18 protein-coding genes are annotated in these 16,881 nt (G+C 52.5%); 9 read left to right on the forward strand and 9 right to left on the reverse strand.

The genetic code is table 11. From position 1 onward, the window contains the following. Window positions 1–428: 428 nt before the first annotated feature. Both pntA and pntB read left to right on the forward strand, forming a co-directional pair. Window positions 429–1,958: a Re/Si-specific NAD(P)(+) transhydrogenase subunit alpha gene (gene pntA / locus NA624_RS02180; protein ID WP_001219353.1), complete on the forward strand. Its 1,530-nt coding sequence runs from the start codon at window positions 429–431 to the stop codon at window positions 1,956–1,958. Window positions 1,959–1,968: 10 nt separating this feature from the next. Beyond that, window positions 1,969–3,357, forward strand: a complete 1,389-nt coding sequence (gene pntB, locus NA624_RS02185; protein ID WP_000014056.1) for a Re/Si-specific NAD(P)(+) transhydrogenase subunit beta — start codon at window positions 1,969–1,971, stop codon at window positions 3,355–3,357. Window positions 3,358–3,531: 174 nt separating this feature from the next. On the opposite strand, the gene NA624_RS02190 is transcribed toward pntB, so the two are convergent. Next, a complete protein-coding gene (locus tag NA624_RS02190; protein WP_001118268.1) occupies window positions 3,532–4,566 on the reverse strand; it encodes an AI-2E family transporter in 1,035 nt (344 codons plus the stop codon). Window positions 4,567–4,701: 135 nt separating this feature from the next. On the opposite strand from NA624_RS02190, the gene NA624_RS02195 reads away from it, so the two are divergent. From NA624_RS02195 to mdtI, 3 genes are all read left to right on the forward strand, one after another. Beyond that, the gene (locus NA624_RS02195) at window positions 4,702–4,872 is read left to right on the forward strand and encodes a protein YdgV (RefSeq protein ID WP_001539987.1); all 171 of its coding nucleotides are present in this window, start codon (window positions 4,702–4,704) and stop codon (window positions 4,870–4,872) included. A 111-nt stretch (window positions 4,873–4,983) separates the two neighbouring features. Beyond that, window positions 4,984–5,346, forward strand: a complete 363-nt coding sequence (gene mdtJ, locus NA624_RS02200; RefSeq protein ID WP_000500278.1) for a multidrug/spermidine efflux SMR transporter subunit MdtJ — start codon at window positions 4,984–4,986, stop codon at window positions 5,344–5,346. Continuing rightward, window positions 5,333–5,662 carry a multidrug/spermidine efflux SMR transporter subunit MdtI gene (mdtI, locus tag NA624_RS02205; RefSeq protein WP_001183821.1) on the forward strand — a complete coding sequence of 110 codons (330 nt, stop codon included), beginning with the start codon at window positions 5,333–5,335 and terminating at the stop codon, window positions 5,660–5,662. The genes mdtJ and mdtI overlap by 14 nt, the downstream gene beginning before the upstream one ends. Window positions 5,663–5,701: 39 nt before the next feature. On the opposite strand, the gene NA624_RS02210 is transcribed toward mdtI, so the two are convergent. Further along, window positions 5,702–6,523, reverse strand: a complete 822-nt coding sequence (locus NA624_RS02210; RefSeq protein WP_000549649.1) for a trypsin-like serine peptidase — start codon at window positions 6,521–6,523, stop codon at window positions 5,702–5,704. 268 nt (window positions 6,524–6,791) lie between these two features. Continuing rightward, window positions 6,792–7,040 carry an acid resistance repetitive basic protein Asr gene (gene asr / locus NA624_RS02215; RefSeq protein WP_000756317.1) on the reverse strand — a complete coding sequence of 83 codons (249 nt, stop codon included), beginning with the start codon at window positions 7,038–7,040 and terminating at the stop codon, window positions 6,792–6,794. 235 nt (window positions 7,041–7,275) lie between these two features. Here asr and NA624_RS02220 point away from each other — a divergent pair, with 235 nt between their 5' ends. After that, the gene (locus NA624_RS02220) at window positions 7,276–7,368 is read left to right on the forward strand and encodes a KPN_01571 family protein (protein WP_001068154.1); all 93 of its coding nucleotides are present in this window, start codon (window positions 7,276–7,278) and stop codon (window positions 7,366–7,368) included. Between the two features lie 66 nt (window positions 7,369–7,434). On the opposite strand, the gene NA624_RS02225 is transcribed toward NA624_RS02220, so the two are convergent. After that, window positions 7,435–8,688: an MFS transporter gene (locus tag NA624_RS02225; protein ID WP_000091792.1), complete on the reverse strand. Its 1,254-nt coding sequence runs from the start codon at window positions 8,686–8,688 to the stop codon at window positions 7,435–7,437. A 119-nt stretch (window positions 8,689–8,807) separates the two neighbouring features. On the opposite strand from NA624_RS02225, the gene NA624_RS02230 reads away from it, so the two are divergent. The 3 genes from NA624_RS02230 (at window position 8,808) to bioD (ending at window position 11,876) form a co-directional block, all read left to right on the forward strand. Then, complete coding sequence (locus NA624_RS02230) at window positions 8,808–9,707, forward strand: LysR family transcriptional regulator (RefSeq protein WP_001019577.1); 900 nt, start codon at window positions 8,808–8,810, stop codon at window positions 9,705–9,707. A gap of 127 nt (window positions 9,708–9,834) precedes the next feature. Further along, entirely contained in the window at window positions 9,835–11,055 is a 1,221-nt protein-coding gene (gene mlc / locus NA624_RS02235; protein ID WP_000225087.1) for a sugar metabolism global transcriptional regulator Mlc, read from the forward strand. Window positions 11,056–11,180: 125 nt separating this feature from the next. Continuing rightward, entirely contained in the window at window positions 11,181–11,876 is a 696-nt protein-coding gene (gene bioD / locus NA624_RS02240) for a dethiobiotin synthase (RefSeq protein WP_000919210.1), read from the forward strand. Here bioD and clcB read toward each other — a convergent pair. The 5 genes from clcB to osmY all read right to left on the reverse strand — a co-directional run bounded on the left by clcB (window position 11,832) and on the right by osmY (window position 16,703). Further along, window positions 11,832–13,121, reverse strand: a complete 1,290-nt coding sequence (gene clcB / locus NA624_RS02245) for a voltage-gated ClC-type chloride channel ClcB (protein ID WP_000554918.1) — start codon at window positions 13,119–13,121, stop codon at window positions 11,832–11,834. The genes bioD and clcB overlap by 45 nt on opposite strands. 135 nt (window positions 13,122–13,256) lie before the next feature. After that, window positions 13,257–14,405, reverse strand: a complete 1,149-nt coding sequence (gene osmV, locus NA624_RS02250; RefSeq protein WP_000593091.1) for an osmoprotectant ABC transporter ATP-binding protein OsmV — start codon at window positions 14,403–14,405, stop codon at window positions 13,257–13,259. Beyond that, window positions 14,405–15,052, reverse strand: coding sequence for an osmoprotectant ABC transporter permease OsmW (osmW, locus tag NA624_RS02255; protein WP_000379674.1), 648 nt, complete (start codon window positions 15,050–15,052; stop codon window positions 14,405–14,407). Before osmW ends, osmV begins: the two co-directional genes overlap by 1 nt. 9 nt (window positions 15,053–15,061) lie before the next feature. Next, window positions 15,062–15,964 carry an osmoprotectant ABC transporter substrate-binding protein OsmX gene (gene osmX / locus NA624_RS02260; protein WP_001211193.1) on the reverse strand — a complete coding sequence of 301 codons (903 nt, stop codon included), beginning with the start codon at window positions 15,962–15,964 and terminating at the stop codon, window positions 15,062–15,064. A gap of 28 nt (window positions 15,965–15,992) precedes the next feature. Continuing rightward, complete coding sequence (osmY, locus tag NA624_RS02265; protein WP_000557304.1) at window positions 15,993–16,703, reverse strand: osmoprotectant ABC transporter permease OsmY; 711 nt, start codon at window positions 16,701–16,703, stop codon at window positions 15,993–15,995. Window positions 16,704–16,881: the final 178 nt, after the last annotated feature.

Consider the following 16,881-nt stretch of genomic DNA (forward strand, 5'->3'; position numbering starts at 1 on the left):
ATTTTTCACGCATCGTGTCATGTATCCTATCTTTGATGATAACATTTGCCGATATGTCGAAAAAAACGGCGTCCGGGTGGCTAAGCTAATGAAGCGCATAAATTTAATAAGTTAATTTAATGTTAATTTCTTGATATCGACAGAGGTTTAATGATGTTTTACTGTCAAATTTGAGCGAATTATCAGCCCTCGCAGGCCATTTTCAAGGCATTATGGCTGCTTAGCGGCTGAATCGTTCATGTTTTGCAAATTTGATAAAAAATTCTGTTTTTTGGCGCTAGATCACAGGCGTTATTTTCAGTAGGTTATAGAGAGTTTGTAACGGTTTTATTCTGCTGGGGTAACATTTACCTCAAACGCGGGCAGGCGTACGCTTCTCGCGCTTACTGACAAACCATCATCAAAAATACCGATGGAAGGGAACATTTATGCGAATTGGCATACCAAAAGAGCGGTTACCCAATGAAACCCGTGTCGCTGCGACGCCGAAAACGGTAGAGCAGCTACTGAAGCTGGGGTTTAGCGTCGCTATCGAAAGCGGGGCGGGTCAACTGGCAAGTTTTGACGACAAAGCGTTTGCGCAGGCTGGCGCGGATATTGTAGACGGCAATGCTATCTGGCAGTCGGAAATTATTCTCAAGGTTAATGCGCCTGAAGAAGATGAAATCGCTTTACTGAACCCCGGGACTACGCTGGTCAGTTTTATCTGGCCTGCGCAAAATCCTGGGTTAATGGAGAAACTTGCCGAACGTAAGGTTACGGTGATGGCGATGGACTCCGTGCCGCGTATTTCCCGCGCGCAGTCGCTCGACGCGTTAAGCTCAATGGCGAATATCGCGGGTTATCGCGCCATTGTAGAGGCCGCGCATGAATTTGGACGCTTCTTTACCGGGCAAATCACTGCCGCCGGGAAAGTGCCTCCGGCGAAGGTGATGGTGATTGGCGCGGGCGTAGCCGGTCTTGCGGCTATCGGCGCGGCAAACAGCCTGGGGGCGATTGTCCGCGCGTTTGACACTCGTCCTGAAGTCAAAGAGCAGGTCCAGAGTATGGGGGCTGAGTTCCTCGAACTGGATTTTAAAGAGGAAGCCGGTAGAGGCGATGGTTACGCCAAAGTGATGTCCGAGGCGTTTATCAAAGCGGAAATGGCGCTCTTTGCCGCCCAGGCCAAAGAGGTCGACATCATTGTTACCACCGCGTTGATTCCGGGCAAACCAGCGCCGAAGCTGATTACCCGCGATATGGTCGATTCTATGAAGGCCGGCAGCGTGATTGTCGACCTGGCCGCGCAGAACGGCGGTAACTGCGAATATACCGTCGCTAATCAGGTTGTGACGACGGACAATGGCGTAAAAGTGATTGGCTACACCGATCTACCGGGGCGTTTGCCGACGCAGTCATCCCAGCTTTATGGCACCAACCTGGTTAACCTGCTGAAGCTGCTGTGCAAAGAGAAAGACGGCAATATTGACGTGGATTTTGACGATGTCGTGATCCGTGGCGTGACGGTGATTCGCGACGGCGACATTACCTGGCCTGCGCCGCCAATCCAGGTTTCCGCGCAGCCACAGGCCGCGCCTAAAGCAGCACCTGCGCCAAAAGAGCCGGAAAAGCCCGCTTCACCCTGGCGGAAGTATGCGTTAATGGCGCTGGCGATCATTCTTTTTGGCTGGCTGGCCGATGTCGCGCCAAAAGAGTTCCTCGGCCATTTTACCGTGTTTGCGCTCGCCTGCGTGGTTGGTTATTACGTGGTGTGGAACGTGTCTCATGCGCTTCATACGCCATTAATGTCGGTGACCAACGCAATTTCAGGGATTATTGTTGTCGGGGCATTATTGCAAATTGGTCAGGGCGGCTGGGTCAGCTTCCTGAGCTTTATCGCGGTGCTTATCGCCAGCATTAATATTTTCGGTGGCTTCACCGTGACTCAGCGTATGCTGAAAATGTTCCGGAAAAACTAAGGGGTAACACATGTCTGGAGGATTAGTTACAGCTGCATACATTGTTGCCGCGATCCTGTTTATTTTCAGTCTTGCCGGGCTTTCAAAGCATGAAACGTCCCGCCAGGGGAATAACTTCGGTATTGCCGGGATGGCGATCGCGTTGCTGGCGACCATTTTCGGGCCGGATACCGGCAACGTGGCATGGATTCTGGTCGCCATGATTATTGGCGGCGCGATTGGCATCCGCATGGCGAAAAAAGTTGAGATGACCGAGATGCCGGAGCTGGTCGCGATTCTGCACAGTTTCGTGGGCCTGGCGGCGGTACTGGTTGGCTTTAACAGCTATCTGTACCATGACGCCAGTCTGGCACCGGTGCTGGTGAATATCCATCTGACCGAAGTCTTCCTCGGTATCTTTATTGGCGCAGTCACTTTCACTGGATCGATCGTAGCGTTTGGTAAACTGCGCGGCAAAATCTCTTCTAAGCCGTTGATGTTGCCTAACCGTCACAAAATGAACCTGGCGGCGCTGGTTGTTTCTTTCCTGTTGCTGCTGGTTTTTGTTCGTACCGAAAGCGTGGGTCTACAGGTACTGGCGCTACTGCTGATGACCATTATCGCGCTGGCGTTTGGTTGGCATCTGGTCGCTTCTATCGGCGGGGCGGACATGCCGGTGGTTGTTTCAATGCTGAACTCCTATTCCGGTTGGGCTGCCGCGGCGGCTGGCTTTATGTTAAGCAACGATTTGCTGATTGTGACCGGCGCGCTGGTCGGTTCGTCAGGCGCGATCCTGTCTTACATTATGTGTAAAGCGATGAACCGCTCTTTCATCAGCGTTATTGCCGGTGGGTTCGGTACTGACGGCTCCTCAACAGGCGACGATCAGGAAGCTGGCGAACATCGCGAAATCACAGCGGAAGAGACCGCTGAGATGCTGAAAAACTCCCACTCCGTCATTATTACGCCGGGGTACGGGATGGCGGTGGCGCAGGCGCAGTATCCGGTGGCGGAAATCACCGAAAAACTGCGTGCGCGCGGTATCAACGTGCGTTTCGGCATTCATCCGGTGGCGGGGCGCTTGCCCGGTCATATGAACGTGCTGTTGGCGGAGGCGAAAGTGCCTTATGACATCGTGCTGGAAATGGACGAAATCAATGATGATTTTGCCGATACCGATACCGTGCTGGTGATTGGCGCGAACGATACGGTGAACCCGGCGGCGCAAGACGATCCCCGCAGCCCGATCGCCGGTATGCCGGTTCTCGAAGTGTGGAAAGCACAGAATGTCGTGGTCTTTAAGCGTTCAATGAATACTGGTTATGCTGGTGTGCAGAACCCGCTGTTCTTTAAAGAGAATACGCAAATGCTGTTTGGCGATGCCAAAGCCAGCGTGGATGCAATTCTGAAAGCGCTTTGATCTTTTAAACGTGCGGCGGCCTCTTCGGAGGCCGTTTTTATACACTTCATCCTTTAAGCTGTCTCTTTGTTGGCTGCGCTCGGAAACCCCGGTCACATCGTTATCTATGTTCCCGGGGATTTCTTCCCTTGCCGCCGCGATGCATCTTGAATGATTTTGTGTATATATTGCATTTTATCTTTTGTTTAAATCGCTAAGCAGAACGGCGATACTCTGCCCGCCGGTGGTCTGTTCGAGGGCGATTTTGACAATGATGGTTAACGGAACGGAGAGCAACATGCCCACCGGACCTAATAGCCAGCCCCAGAAAATTAACGACAAAAATACCACTAAGGTTGAAAGGCCTAAACCACGTCCCATGATACGTGGCTCAAGGATATTGCCGAAGACCAGATTAATCAGCAGATAGCCTGCCAGCACCAGCAGCGCATCATAAAACCCGTTAAATACCAGCACCTGGATAATAGGCGGCAGGGCAGCGAGCACCGATCCAATATTAGGGATATAATTCAGCGCGAAGGCCAGTAGACCCCAGACAAAGGCGAAGCGGACATCCAGCGCGGCCAGCATTCCCCATGCGACCAGCCCCGTCACGATACTGATCGCTGTTTTTAGCACCAGATAATGGGAAACGCTATCAAGCGCGCGTTGAATTGCCGCCATGCCCTCTACCGGACGGCTCATCATCTGCTGCAGTTTTTCAGGCAATTGTGGAACCTCCAGCAGCATAAATACCACGGTCAATAACAATAAAAAGATGGACGACATGGCATTGGACAGCTGGGTGAGCAGGTTCGTTACCAGAGTCATGGCGGCGTTTGGATCGATATATTTCGCCAGCTCATCAACCGACACGCCAATGCCTGCTCGCTGTAACCACGGTTCAATACGTTGCAACGGTATCACCAATGAGGAGCGATATTGTGGTAGGGTACGAGCCAGTTCATTTAATGATGTCCCCAAATAGGCCAGTAGCAGTACCATTAACATAACAATAATCACAATGAGCAATGATACGGCGATAACGCGCGGAATTCGGCATCGGGTCATCCGTTGCACAACGGGATTGAGAACGACTGCAATAAATAACGCCAAAATAAAGGGAACAATGATATCTGCGGCGAAGCGGATACCGCTCAGAATAACCACCAGCATTCCCAGCATAATGACGATTTTTAGACCATTGAGCGTGATGATCGGTTTTGCCATATCAGTCCCTGTTTTCTGATGCCGACTCGAATAATAATGTGATGTCGGTCGACCTGTTCTGGTTAAAATCAAACACTTCAGGTAAAGAAGTGAAAATATTTTGAGTTAATTCCTGGCTTATGATACAAATCAGGCGTGTTCAACTACCGAGGACAATTATCATCCGCGATGACGAGAAGCAACACTGCGGATAATTGTAATATTATGGACAATATGTTCAGCGCTTTTTTCTCCACGCAAACGCATCTTCACTCTACCTCCTTTTTCCTGCTTATTGGCGAGCAGCACTGGCGTAACGCACTTTAGTCTCTCACTTCTACCTGAGCTGGCGCAACGCGCTGTGCTAACTGATTTTATTTTTTAGTTTGCTGCGTGCAGCAGACTCGAAAGAGTATATTCTCATGCAGGAGAAGTGTCATGTTTTACTGGATTTTATTAGCTCTGGCTATCGCGACTGAAATTACCGGCACGCTCTCAATGAAATGGGCTAGCGTGGGTAATGGCAATGCGGGTTTTATTTTAATGCTGGTGATGATCACGCTGTCATATATATTTCTTTCTTTTGCGGTAAAAAAGATTGCCCTGGGTGTGGCGTATGCCTTATGGGAAGGGATCGGCATTTTATTTATTACCATTTTTAGCGTGCTGCTATTTGATGAAGCATTATCAACCATGAAGATTGCCGGCTTGCTGACGCTGGTCGCCGGCATAGTATTGATCAAATCAGGGACACGTAAACCCGGCAAACCGGTGAAGGAGGCGACTCGTGCAACAATTTGAATGGATACACGGCGCCTGGCTTGGGCTGGCAATAATGCTGGAAATCGCGGCTAACGTACTGTTGAAATTTTCGGACGGCTTTCGCCGTAAATGCTATGGCATCTTATCGCTTGCCGCTGTTCTGGCCGCCTTCAGCGCGCTTTCCCAGGCGGTTAAAGGGATAGACCTGTCGGTGGCGTATGCATTATGGGGCGGTTTTGGTATTGCCGCCACGTTGGCGGCGGGCTGGGTGCTCTTCGGTCAGCGCTTAAACCCCAAAGGCTGGGTTGGCGTGATATTGCTGCTCGCCGGAATGGTCATGATCAAATTTGCCTGAGACGATCGCTGCCTGTCGATTCAGGCAGCGATTCCCGCATTAATCCTGCGCCAGAGCTTTCAGCTTATCGCGAAAGCCGGTGACGGATATGGCGCGGTTATCGGCACGCCAGCGATCTTTAGCCGCAGGGGCGGAGCTTTGTACGCCAATGAGCTGCCATCCGCTATCCGTGTGCAATAAGAGCGGCGAGCCGCTGTCGCCAGGTAACGTGTCGCACTGGTGTGAGAGTACGGCATTTTGCGCCCAGCCGGTCACGACGCAATCCTGATGGGAATAAAGCGCATTCAGATGATCTTCCGGATAACCGGACTGCGTGACTTTTCGGTCTGCGGCTTTCAACGCCGCAGTAAGCGCCGCTTTATCGCCGGTAAATAAAGGCACTGGCGTGATACCGGAAGGTGGGTAGCGCAATATTACCAGACCAAAATCCCAGCTTGCCGCGGCAGGCGGCACAATCCAGCCATCGCCATCCGCTTTCAGACGTCGGCCCAGCGACGGTTCAACGCGGCCTTCAATGCCGTGGATTTCATAGCGCCATACACCTTTTCGCGCCACAAAACGCAGCGCAACCGCCTTGTCTGGTTTTCCTTTCGGTGGCGTTAGCAGGCAGTGACCTGCTGTCAGGGCGATATGCGGGGAGATAAGCGTTGCCGTACACAAATTACCGCTGGCGGTCTCTAGTTGCCCGATGGCATCCCACGGCGATTGGGTAGGATCGGCGACGGGCACCCGATCGTCATGGTTAAAAAAAAGCGTTTTGACGTCGCTGGCATCCGTGGCGTCTGTTTCAGCCCCCCTGGCTTTCGCCATAACCGGTAAAAAACACACTATGCCCAGTAATACAGCAATGGTTTTATGCATATCACACTCTGGTGGGTAATTATGATTATTAACAACAAACCCTCAGTACTACTATAGACGTGACGGTAAGAAAGTGGGAGTAAAATCAGATAACTACACTCAGGAAAGATAGAAATGCGTGGCAATAACGGCGCATAAAATAAGCACGATAAGAATGAGCTCAAAGCGGTAGCGAGACACTTTTTTGCCCTCCCGGAAGGCGGCGCTAAACCAGAACAATTTAGCGCCGTAAAAACGGGCGCGGGGGCGCGCCGCAGCATGTTACGACTTACGCAGCCGGTTGAGTAGTTGGTTTTGACGTGGTTTTGGCTGGCGCTTTACCACCTTTTTTCTGGTGTTTTTTAGCCGCCTGCGCTTTTTGCTCAACGGTTTTTTTATGCTGTTTTTTGTGGTGCTGGGTGGTCTGGGTTGTTTTGGCAGGCGTTGCGGTTTTCGCAGGCGTTGCAGTCTCAGCCGCGAATGCTGCGGAAGAGAGACCCATTGCAGCGGCAACAACCAGAGCTAATACTTTTTTCATTTTGATACCCTCGATTTGGTTTTCATTCAACCCCACTGCGGGGCCGGTGAAATGACTATATCGCTGTTATCAAAAGGCTTCCGTGAGTGATTGGTTTCGGCATGTAACGCTATGTACAATCCCCCGGTAACGCGATGTCAGCCCCCACCATAATAGGTAGCTTTACGTTACCGGCCGTTATTTTTGGTCGCAGAGTCGGTAATATTCGCTCTCCAGAATAACAAGTACACCGTATATGAATCCGATAATCTGGGTGGTATTTACGCTTCTGGCGCTGGATGCAATCAGAGAAGTCATGGGAGTATCAAGCTTGACAGGTCTGTGGTAAACAGTGAGTCGTGGCGTGAAACCAGCCCGGCGATAGCGCACGTTGCTATCGCCGGATTATTTCTTTTCAGGCGTGAAGACGATGATGTAACCGCGTCCCGACCAGGATGGCCAGCACCAGCATTAGCGCGATAAAACCGCCTACGCCGTTCCAGCCGTAACTATGCCAGAATACGCCGCCTAGCGTCCCGGCGATACTGGACCCCAGATAATAGCTGAAAAGATAAAGTGACGAGGCCTGTCCCTTCGCCCGGCGCGCACGCGGGCCAATCCAACTACTGGCCACGGAGTGCGCGGCGAAAAAGCCGGCGGAAAAAAGCAGCATTCCGGCAAAAATCAGCCAAAGCGAGGTAAAAAGTGTCAGTAAAAGCCCGCCCAGCATTACTGCGATAGAGAACAGCATCACCGGCCCCCGGCCATAGCGTGAGGTCATTGCGCCAGCTTTCGGCGAGCTCCATGTGCCGGTGAGATAGGCTACGGATAACAGTCCGACCACGGCCTGGCTTAATTCCCAGGGGGAGAGCATCAGGCGATAGCCAATGTAGTTAAACAGGGTGACGAATGCGCCCATCAGTAAAAAGCCTTCCGCAAACAGCAGAGGTAACCCCCGATCGCGCCAGTGGAGACGGAAATTAATAAATAGCGTTTTAGGCCGTAGCGACGTGGGACGGAAATGTTGTGAGGCGGGTAAAATCTTCCAGAACATCAGCGCGGACGCCAGCGCAAAGCATCCGATGGCCGCCAGCGCGATGCGCCAGTTAAAAAAGTCGGTCATGACGCCGCTTAATAAACGCCCGCTCATCCCGCCGATGGAATTACCGCTAATATAGAGCCCCATGGAGAAAGCGACAAAGCTGGGATGGATTTCTTCGCTCAGGTAGGTCATTCCCACCGCGGCGACGCCGCTTAACGATAGACCGATCAGCGCACGCATAATCAGAATACCATGCCAGCTGGTCATCATGGTTGATAACAATGTGCAGCAGGAGGCTAATAACAAGGCGGTGACCATCACCGGTTTACGGCCTATCGCATCAGAAAGCGGGCCAGTAAAAAGTAAGCCGATAGCCAGCATGGCGGTAGAAATAGAAAGTGAAACGCTGCTGCTGGCGGGGGAGACGCCAAACTCCTGGGAAAGTACCGGTAATATAGGCTGAACGCAATAAAGGAGCGCGAAAGTCGCCAGACCCGCGGAAAAAAGGGCCAGCGTGACGCGCATGAAAGGTGCTGTACCGCGTTTTATAAATTGAACCGGCTGAGAATGGCGTTGTTCATCGATATCGCTCGCCGTGGCGTCATCGAGAATAGTTGTACGACTCACGTTAAATCCTTGCTTTACATCTCCGTCAACAGGAGACGGGTATAACCGACATGTAAAGCATAGAAAAAGCAAAATATTCTGTCTAATATATTAATTGTCTCAAATAAGACGTTAAAAATATGAATATCGAATTACGTCATTTACGTTACTTTGTGGCGGTAGCAGAAGAACTGCATTTTGGTCGCGCCGCCGCGCGCCTCAATATCTCGCAGCCGCCGCTCAGTCAGCAGATACAAATTCTGGAGCAGCAGGTCGGCGCGCGATTACTGGCGCGGACCAACCGCAGCGTAGCGTTAACCGCCGCCGGGCGCCAGTTTCTGGTGGACAGCCGACACATCCTGAGTCTGGTAAACGACGCCGCCGCTCGCGCCGAGCGGTTGCATCAGGGCGAAGCGGGTGAAATCCGTATTGGCTTTACGTCTTCAGCGCCTTTTATTCGGGCGGTATCGCATACCTTTTCGCTGTTCCGCCAGTCCTATCCGGGAGTGCATATGCAAACGCGTGAAATGAATACGCGTGAGCAAATCGCGCCGCTCAACGAAGGCGTACTGGATATTGGCTTGCTGCGGAATACGCCGCTGCCCGACACACTTAATCGCGAGGTGATTTTGCATGAGCCGCTTATGGCCATGATCCCGCGCGAACATCGGCTGGCGCAAAAGCCGGTCGTCAGTCTGACAGAGCTGGCGGAAGAACCTTTCGTCTTTTTCGATCCACATGTCGGAACGGGCCTCTACGACGATATTCTCGGCCTGATGCGGCGCTATAACCTGTCGCCGACCATCACGCAGGAGGTTGGCGAGGCAATGACCATTATCGGTCTGGTGGCGGCGGGGCTGGGTGTCTCGATTCTGCCGGCATCCTTTAAGCGTGTACAGATGAGCGAGATGCGCTGGGTTCCCCTGGCGGAAGAGGACGCCGTATCTGAAATGTGGCTGGTATGGCCAAAGCATCATGAACAGAGTCATGCCGTACAGCGGTTTTGCCAACTGCTATTACTGGCTGCCCGACGGGATTAATTACGCTTTAAAAGGGTGAAAATGTGCAGTTAATCACACGGCTAAGCAAAAAGTTGACGGCGAGTATTGAAGTGTTTCACCATAGCACACAGATTATTTCGGAGCGCGAAAATAAAGGGAGTGAGCGGTGGTTGCTGATAGTCAGCCTGGGCATATCGATCAAATTAAGCAGACCAATGCTGGCGCAGTGTATCGCCTGATTGATCAGCTCGGACCGGTATCGCGAATTGACCTGTCTCGTCTGGCGCAGTTGGCGCCTGCCAGTATTACGAAAATTGTTCGCGAAATGCTGGAAGCGCATTTGGTTCAGGAACTTGAAATTAAAGAGGCGGGCAGTCGTGGACGTCCCGCCGTCGGGCTGATGGTGGAAACAGAAGCCTGGCACTATTTATCTATTCGTATTAGCCGTGGCGAAATTTTCCTTGCGCTGCGCGATCTTAGCAGCAAACTGGTGGTAGAAGAGTGTCTGGCGCTGCCGTTAAACGAAGCCACGCCGTTGCTTGAGCGAATTATTACGCACGTTGATCGGTTTTTTACCCGCCATCAGCAGAAACTGGAGCGTCTGACCTCCATTGCCATTACGTTACCGGGCATTATCGATACCGAAAACGGCGTTGTGCACCGGATGCCGTATTACGAAGATGTCAAAGAGATGCCTTTGGGAGATGCGCTGGAGCGGCACACCGGCGTACCGGTTTACATCCAGCATGATATTAGCGCCTGGACGATGGCAGAGGCGCTTTTTGGCGCCTCACGCGGCGCGCGCGACGTTATCCAGGTGGTGATTGATCATAATGTGGGGGCGGGCGTTATCACCGACGGTCATTTGCTTCATGCGGGCAGTAGCAGTCTGGTAGAGATTGGGCATACCCAGGTCGATCCTTATGGTAAGCGCTGTTATTGCGGTAATCATGGCTGTCTGGAGACCATCGCCAGCGTCGATAGCGTGCTGGAACTTACGCAGCTTCGGCTTAATCAGTCGATGAGTTCAATGTTGCACGGCCAGCCGTTAACGGTAGATTCACTGTGTCAGGCGGCGATGCAGGGAGATCTATTAGCAAAAGATATTATTAGCGGCGTTGGCGCGCATGTCGGACGCATTCTGGCTATCATGGTGAATTTATTTAATCCGCAAAAAATTCTTATTGGTTCGCCGCTAAGTAAAGCGGCTGATATCCTTTTTCCGGCCATTGCTGACAGTATCCGTCAGCAGGCGCTGCCCGCCTACAGCAGGAATACGGTAGTGGAAAGCACGCAGTTTACCAACCAGGGCACGATGGCCGGGGCGGCGTTGGTAAAAGACGCGATGTATAACGGCTCTTTGTTGATTCGTCTATTACAGGGTTAACATTTTTTAACTGTTGTACAAAAATTTGCGCTAACTCAAGCTGATTGCCCTTGCCATATCTTAGACTTTCTCCACTGTATTATTTTCCTGGCTTATATTTTCGAAGCATAACGGTGGAGTTAGTGATGCTGAAGCGTTTCTTTATTACAGGTACAGACACTTCTGTTGGGAAGACGGTGGTTTCCCGCGCATTACTACAAGCGTTAGCGTCGGGTGGTAAGAGCGTTGCAGGGTATAAACCTGTCGCTAAAGGGAGCAAAGAGACTCCAGAAGGGATGCGCAACAAAGACGCGCTGGTATTGCAAAGCGTCTCTTCGCTGGAGTTGCCGTATGAGGCGATTAATCCGATCGCGTTAAGCGAAGAAGAAAGCAGCGTCGCGCATAGCTGTCCTATAAATTACACCTTGCTGTCCAACGGCCTGGCGAGTCTGAGCGATAAAGTGGACCACGTGGTTGTGGAGGGCACTGGCGGCTGGCGTAGTTTGATGAATGATTTACGTCCATTGTCCGAATGGGTGGTACAGGAACAGTTACCGGTATTGATGGTGGTAGGGATTCAGGAGGGGTGCATTAATCATGCGCTACTGACTGCGCAAGCTGTCGCTAACGATGGACTGCCATTAATTGGCTGGGTGGCGAATCGTATCAATCCTGGCCTGGCGCATTATGCTGAAATTATTGATGTGCTTGGGAAAAAACTGCCAGCGCCGCTGATTGGCGAGTTGCCGTACCTGCCGCGCGCCGAGCAGCGTGAGCTGGGGCAGTATATTCGTTTGTCAATGCTCGGCAGCGTGCTGGCGGTAGATAGAATCATGGCGTAACGTTCGCGAGAGCACTGACGCGACTACACAGGCAATCAGCAGACCGGGGAGTAACTGATACTCCCCGGTCATTTCACAAATCATCAGGGTGGACATTATCGGCGCATGGGTTGTCGCCGCCAGTAGCGTCGCCATACCCGCCAGCCCCAATAAAATTGCTATTTCATCCGAGCCTGGAAGCCAGAATCCCCATATCCGACCCAGAAACATTCCAATTGATAATCCGACAAATAATGTTGGCGTAAAGACGCCGCCCGGCGCGCCAGAGCCGCTGCTGGCGAGCACCGCCAGGATTTTGCACACAAAAATTCCGCCAATCAGCGAGAATAGCGGCGGAGAGAGCAAAAATGATTGTACGACGCTATAGCCGTTTCCCCATACCGTGGGCGTGAGTAACGACAGTAATCCGACAATAAGCCCGCCCAGCGCCAGTTGCCAGGGCGGGGACAATTTTAAGCGTAAGAAACTATTATGGCTGGCCGTCATCAGCCACATCAGCAACGGACCGCACAGACCGGCGACCAGGCCGGTACTGACTATCATGACGTACTCCCGCGCGTGGAGATCAACGGTCAGATGTACGGTATAGAGTAGTGAATCGCTACCGTTTAATACATGGGTGGTTAGTAGGGCGACGACGGCGGAAACGACAACCGGGCCGAGGGAAGCCAGCATTAAGGTACCGAACAGGATTTCCGCGATAAACAGGCTGCCCGCCAGCGGCGCATGGTAAGCGCCCGCCATGCCCGCAGCGGCGCCGCTGGCGATCCATAATTTCCATTCCTCACGCGGCGTGAAGCGTCGGGCAAAGCTGGATGCCGCCAGCGAGGCGAGGAGGATCATTGCGCCTTCGCGACCAATTGCGCTGCCGCTGACCACGACCAGCAGCGAGGCCAGCGATTTCACCAGACTGGCGCCAACGTCAAATTGCCCGTCGGTTTGCAATGCTTCCATATAGTCAGTGGGCGCATGGGGGCGCTGTTGGTTCATTTTTTGCCACCCCCACAGCAACAGGCCAGCGGCCAGGCCGCCAAGCGCCGGCGTAATCAGCCGTCGCCAGGGCGAAAGCCCCTCAGCCGCATTCACCAGACTGCCGGTGTCATTACTCAGGAAAATCCACTCCAGCAATTGCATCGCATGACGGAAGGCGGCGACAGCCAGCGCCGCGAGAATACCGATGAGCGTAGCGATCAGCAGGCGACGAAACATCGCGCGCAGATCCGGGTAAGCGTGTAAACGATGCATGAGCGGGTAAACAGGGAGTTTCAGGATAGCCTATTCTGCGGGGAAATGGCGTCAGACGCAAAAGCACTATGTGCCATATAATATTGCGTACAATAATGATATTGCCGGATAGCGAGAGGCCATCCGGCGGCAACGTTAGCTGCTTTCGTGAATATTTAGCGCCCGACGCGTGCGGCCTGAGCTGAGATAGTCGGCGATGTAATCCTGAGAGATTTCACCGTGATAGCGTCCGTCTTCATCAACGATCGGCATCCAGCTGGTATTACTTTCGTACAATCTGGACAGCACAATACGCAGATTATCTTCCGCTTTGCCCGTAATACGGAAAGGATGGGTGATATCGGCGCAGATTCCGCTGGCGTTCCGCGCTTCCCGGCGCTTCACAAATCCCAGTGGCTTACCGTCGTTGTCAATGACGGTAATGGCGCGAATATCGTGATCATCCATAATGCCGAACGCCTCGCTTAACGGCGTGGAAGGCCGCGCGGTAATGGTTGGCTGTTGGTCGGTAACATCGCCTGCGGAGACCAGTAGCAAACGCTTTAACGTTCTGTCCTGACCGACAAACGACCCGACAAACTCGTTAGCCGGTTTGGCCAGCAGTTCATCAGGACTGGCGCACTGTACAATTCGCCCCTGACGGAACACGGCGATACGGTCGCCGAGTTTTAGCGCTTCGTCGATATCATGGCTGACCAGCATCACGGTCTTTTTTAGCTTACGCTGCATATCCAGAAACTGGTTCTGGATCACTTCGCGGTTAATTGGGTCCACCGCGCCGAAGGGCTCATCCATCAGCAGTACCGGCGGATCGGCGGCCAGAGCGCGGATCACGCCAATACGCTGTTGCTGTCCCCCGGACATCTCCTTTGGATAGCGATGCAGAAATTTTCTGGCATCCAGCGCCACCATGTCCATCAACTCTTCGGCGCGTTGCTTGCAGCGTGCTTTGTCCCAACCCAACATGCGCGGCACAACGGTAATATTTTCTTCAATCGTCATATTAGGAAACAGGCCGATTTGTTGGATAACATACCCAATATTGCGGCGTAGCGTTACCGTATCCATATCGTTGGTATTCTCGCCGTTGATAAGAATATTACCGCTGCTGGGCGCGATCAGCCGGTTGATCATCTTTAACGTGGTGGTTTTGCCGCAGCCGGAGGGACCGAGTAAGACGCACATTTCGCCTTCCGGCACGTTCAGGTTGACGTTGTCGACGGCTTTTAGCGGCTGACCCTTTTTCTGTACAAATTGTTTGGTGAGATTTTCCAGTTTTATCATTATCGTATCCCCTTAGGTGTCAGTACGACTTGCAGACGATGCAACAGCCAGTCAAGTACAATTGCCAGTAGACAGATCATCAGCGCGCCGGCAATTAACATGCGAATATCGCTGCCGCTAATGCCGTTTAACAGTAGCAGCCCCAGACCGCCAGCGCCGATCACCGCGGCAATCGCCATTACGCCGATATTCATCACTACCGCGGTGCGGATACCCCCGAAAATAACCGGTAGGGCCATTGGGATTTCGACCCAGCGCAGCCGTTGCCAGAAAGTCATACCGATGCCGCGTCCCGCTTCACGCAGACCGGGCGGCAAACTATCAAGCGCAGTATGGGTATTACGGACAATCGGCAGTAAAGAGTAGAGAAAAACGGCCGTCACGGCGGGCAGAACGCCAATACCATGTCCGATCAGCGAAAAGAGCGGGATCATTAATCCAAACAGCGCGATAGACGGAATGGTAAGAAGTAGCGTGGCGGCGCCCAATATCGGCGTTGCCAGCCATTTGTGGCGTACAATCAAAACGCCTAACGGTACGCCGATGATAATCGCCAGACCGACGGCCAGCGCGACCAGCCAGAGATGCTGAAAGGTAAGGCTGGCGAGATAGCCTGCGTTATCCAGCATATAATGTATCGTATCCATAGGCGCTCCTTACAGCAGACCTTTGTCCTGCAAAAATTGATGGGCTACCTGTTGCGGCGTGCGATGCTCGATATCGACCTGGGCGTTTAGGGTCGATATCACATCGTTATTGAGCAGGCCGGAAAGGGTGTTTAAGGCGTCATCAAGGCCAGGATTGGCTTCCAGCACCTCTTTACGCACTACGGGCGTGACAGCGTAACTTGGGAAGAAGCCTTTATCATCTTCCAGCACTTTCAGATCAAACCCTTTCACCCGTCCGTCGGTGGTATAGACCAGCCCGGCGTCAACCAGCCCATCCCGAACGGCGTTATAGACCAGCCCTGGGTCCATCTGTCGTATTTGCGGGCGATCGAGCTGCATCTGATAGGCTTGCTGAAGGGGCTTCATTCCGTCGCTGCGCCCGGCAAATTCCAGATCGAGGCCGAGCATCCAGTTGTGGTCAGGATCGTTCTGCCGGACCTGTTCGATTTTTGCCACCATTTGCGAGATGGTGGTGATATTTTCCGACTCGGCGCGTTTGCGCTGCATCGCGAACGCGTAAGTATTGTTCATGTCAGCCGGTTTGAGCCATACCAGGCCCAGCTTCGCATCCAGGCGTTTTACCGTGTCGTAGGTTTCCTGTGGACTCATGCGCTTATCGATACGGTTGAAAATAATCAGCGATGTACCGGTGTATTCCCAGGTAATATCAATTTGTTTATTCACCATCGCATTACGTGAAATCACCGCGGCGATATTGGTTTGCGGCTGAACCTGAAAGCCTTTCTTCTGCAAATACTGAACGGTCATAGCGGAAAGAATATGCTGCTCGGTAAAGCTTTTGGTGGCGAGAACCAGCGGCGCGGCCTGCGTCTGGCTACTGAACAACAGCGTTGCGGCAAGCCATCCTAACAGGTGTTTTTTGAATCTCATTTAACGCTCCTTATTGTTATTTATGCGTTCAAACGGTATGAGGGCTAAGGCGTCGCCCAAACCAGGCAAGCAGAGTGTCAAGAATCAGCGCGAATAACGCCGTGGCCGTTGCGCCGAGGATCAACGTCGGAAAATCGTTGAGATAAATTCCCGGGAAAATCAGCTCGCCGTAGCTGCTGGCGCCGATCAGAAAGGCCAGCGGCGCGGTGCCGACATTGATGGCGGTCGCGATGCGAATACCGGACAGCATCACTGGCCACGCATTAGGTAGCTCTACCTGGCGAAGCCGCTGCCATTTTGTCATCCCAATCCCGTTCGCCGCTTCAATCAGTGAGGCGGGAACGGAACAGAGGCCCGCATAGGTATTGCGGACGATAGGCAGAAGGGAGGCCAGAAATAGCGCGACAATGGCGGGCGTATCGCCGATCCCGATAATCACCATCGCTAAGGCCAGAACGGCCAGCGGCGGCAAGGTATTACCAACATTAAAGATTTGCATGACATATTCAGCAAATCCTTTTGCCGCAGGTCGGCTGAGTAAAATCCCACTCGGGATACCGACCAGTAAAGCAAAAAACATGGACGTAAAGACCAGCATCAAATGCCGTTGTCCGAGATACAGCAGATCGACCTGACGCGCTTTCAGCGTCTCCAGACCGATTCCCCAGATAAACAGCGCCAGTAACAGCAAAATGACGATAGTGAACCCAAGTACGCGTTTTAGGGTGAGGGTGTGCATTGCGGTGTGTCTCCCTGTTTGCATGTGTTATGGCGACGTTAAGAGTCGCGTGTTGTTATGCCATGTTCCGGCAGGGTACTTTGAGCTATAGCAACAGGTTGGGAAGGATTCCAGCGGAGCGTGATGTTTAACACTGTTAAACATCTATTAACAATTATGTTTTGCCCTTATGCGGCTT

The organism is Salmonella sp. NW38 (assembly GCF_051807745.1).
Taxonomy (GTDB): Bacteria; Pseudomonadota; Gammaproteobacteria; order Enterobacterales; family Enterobacteriaceae; genus Salmonella; species Salmonella enterica.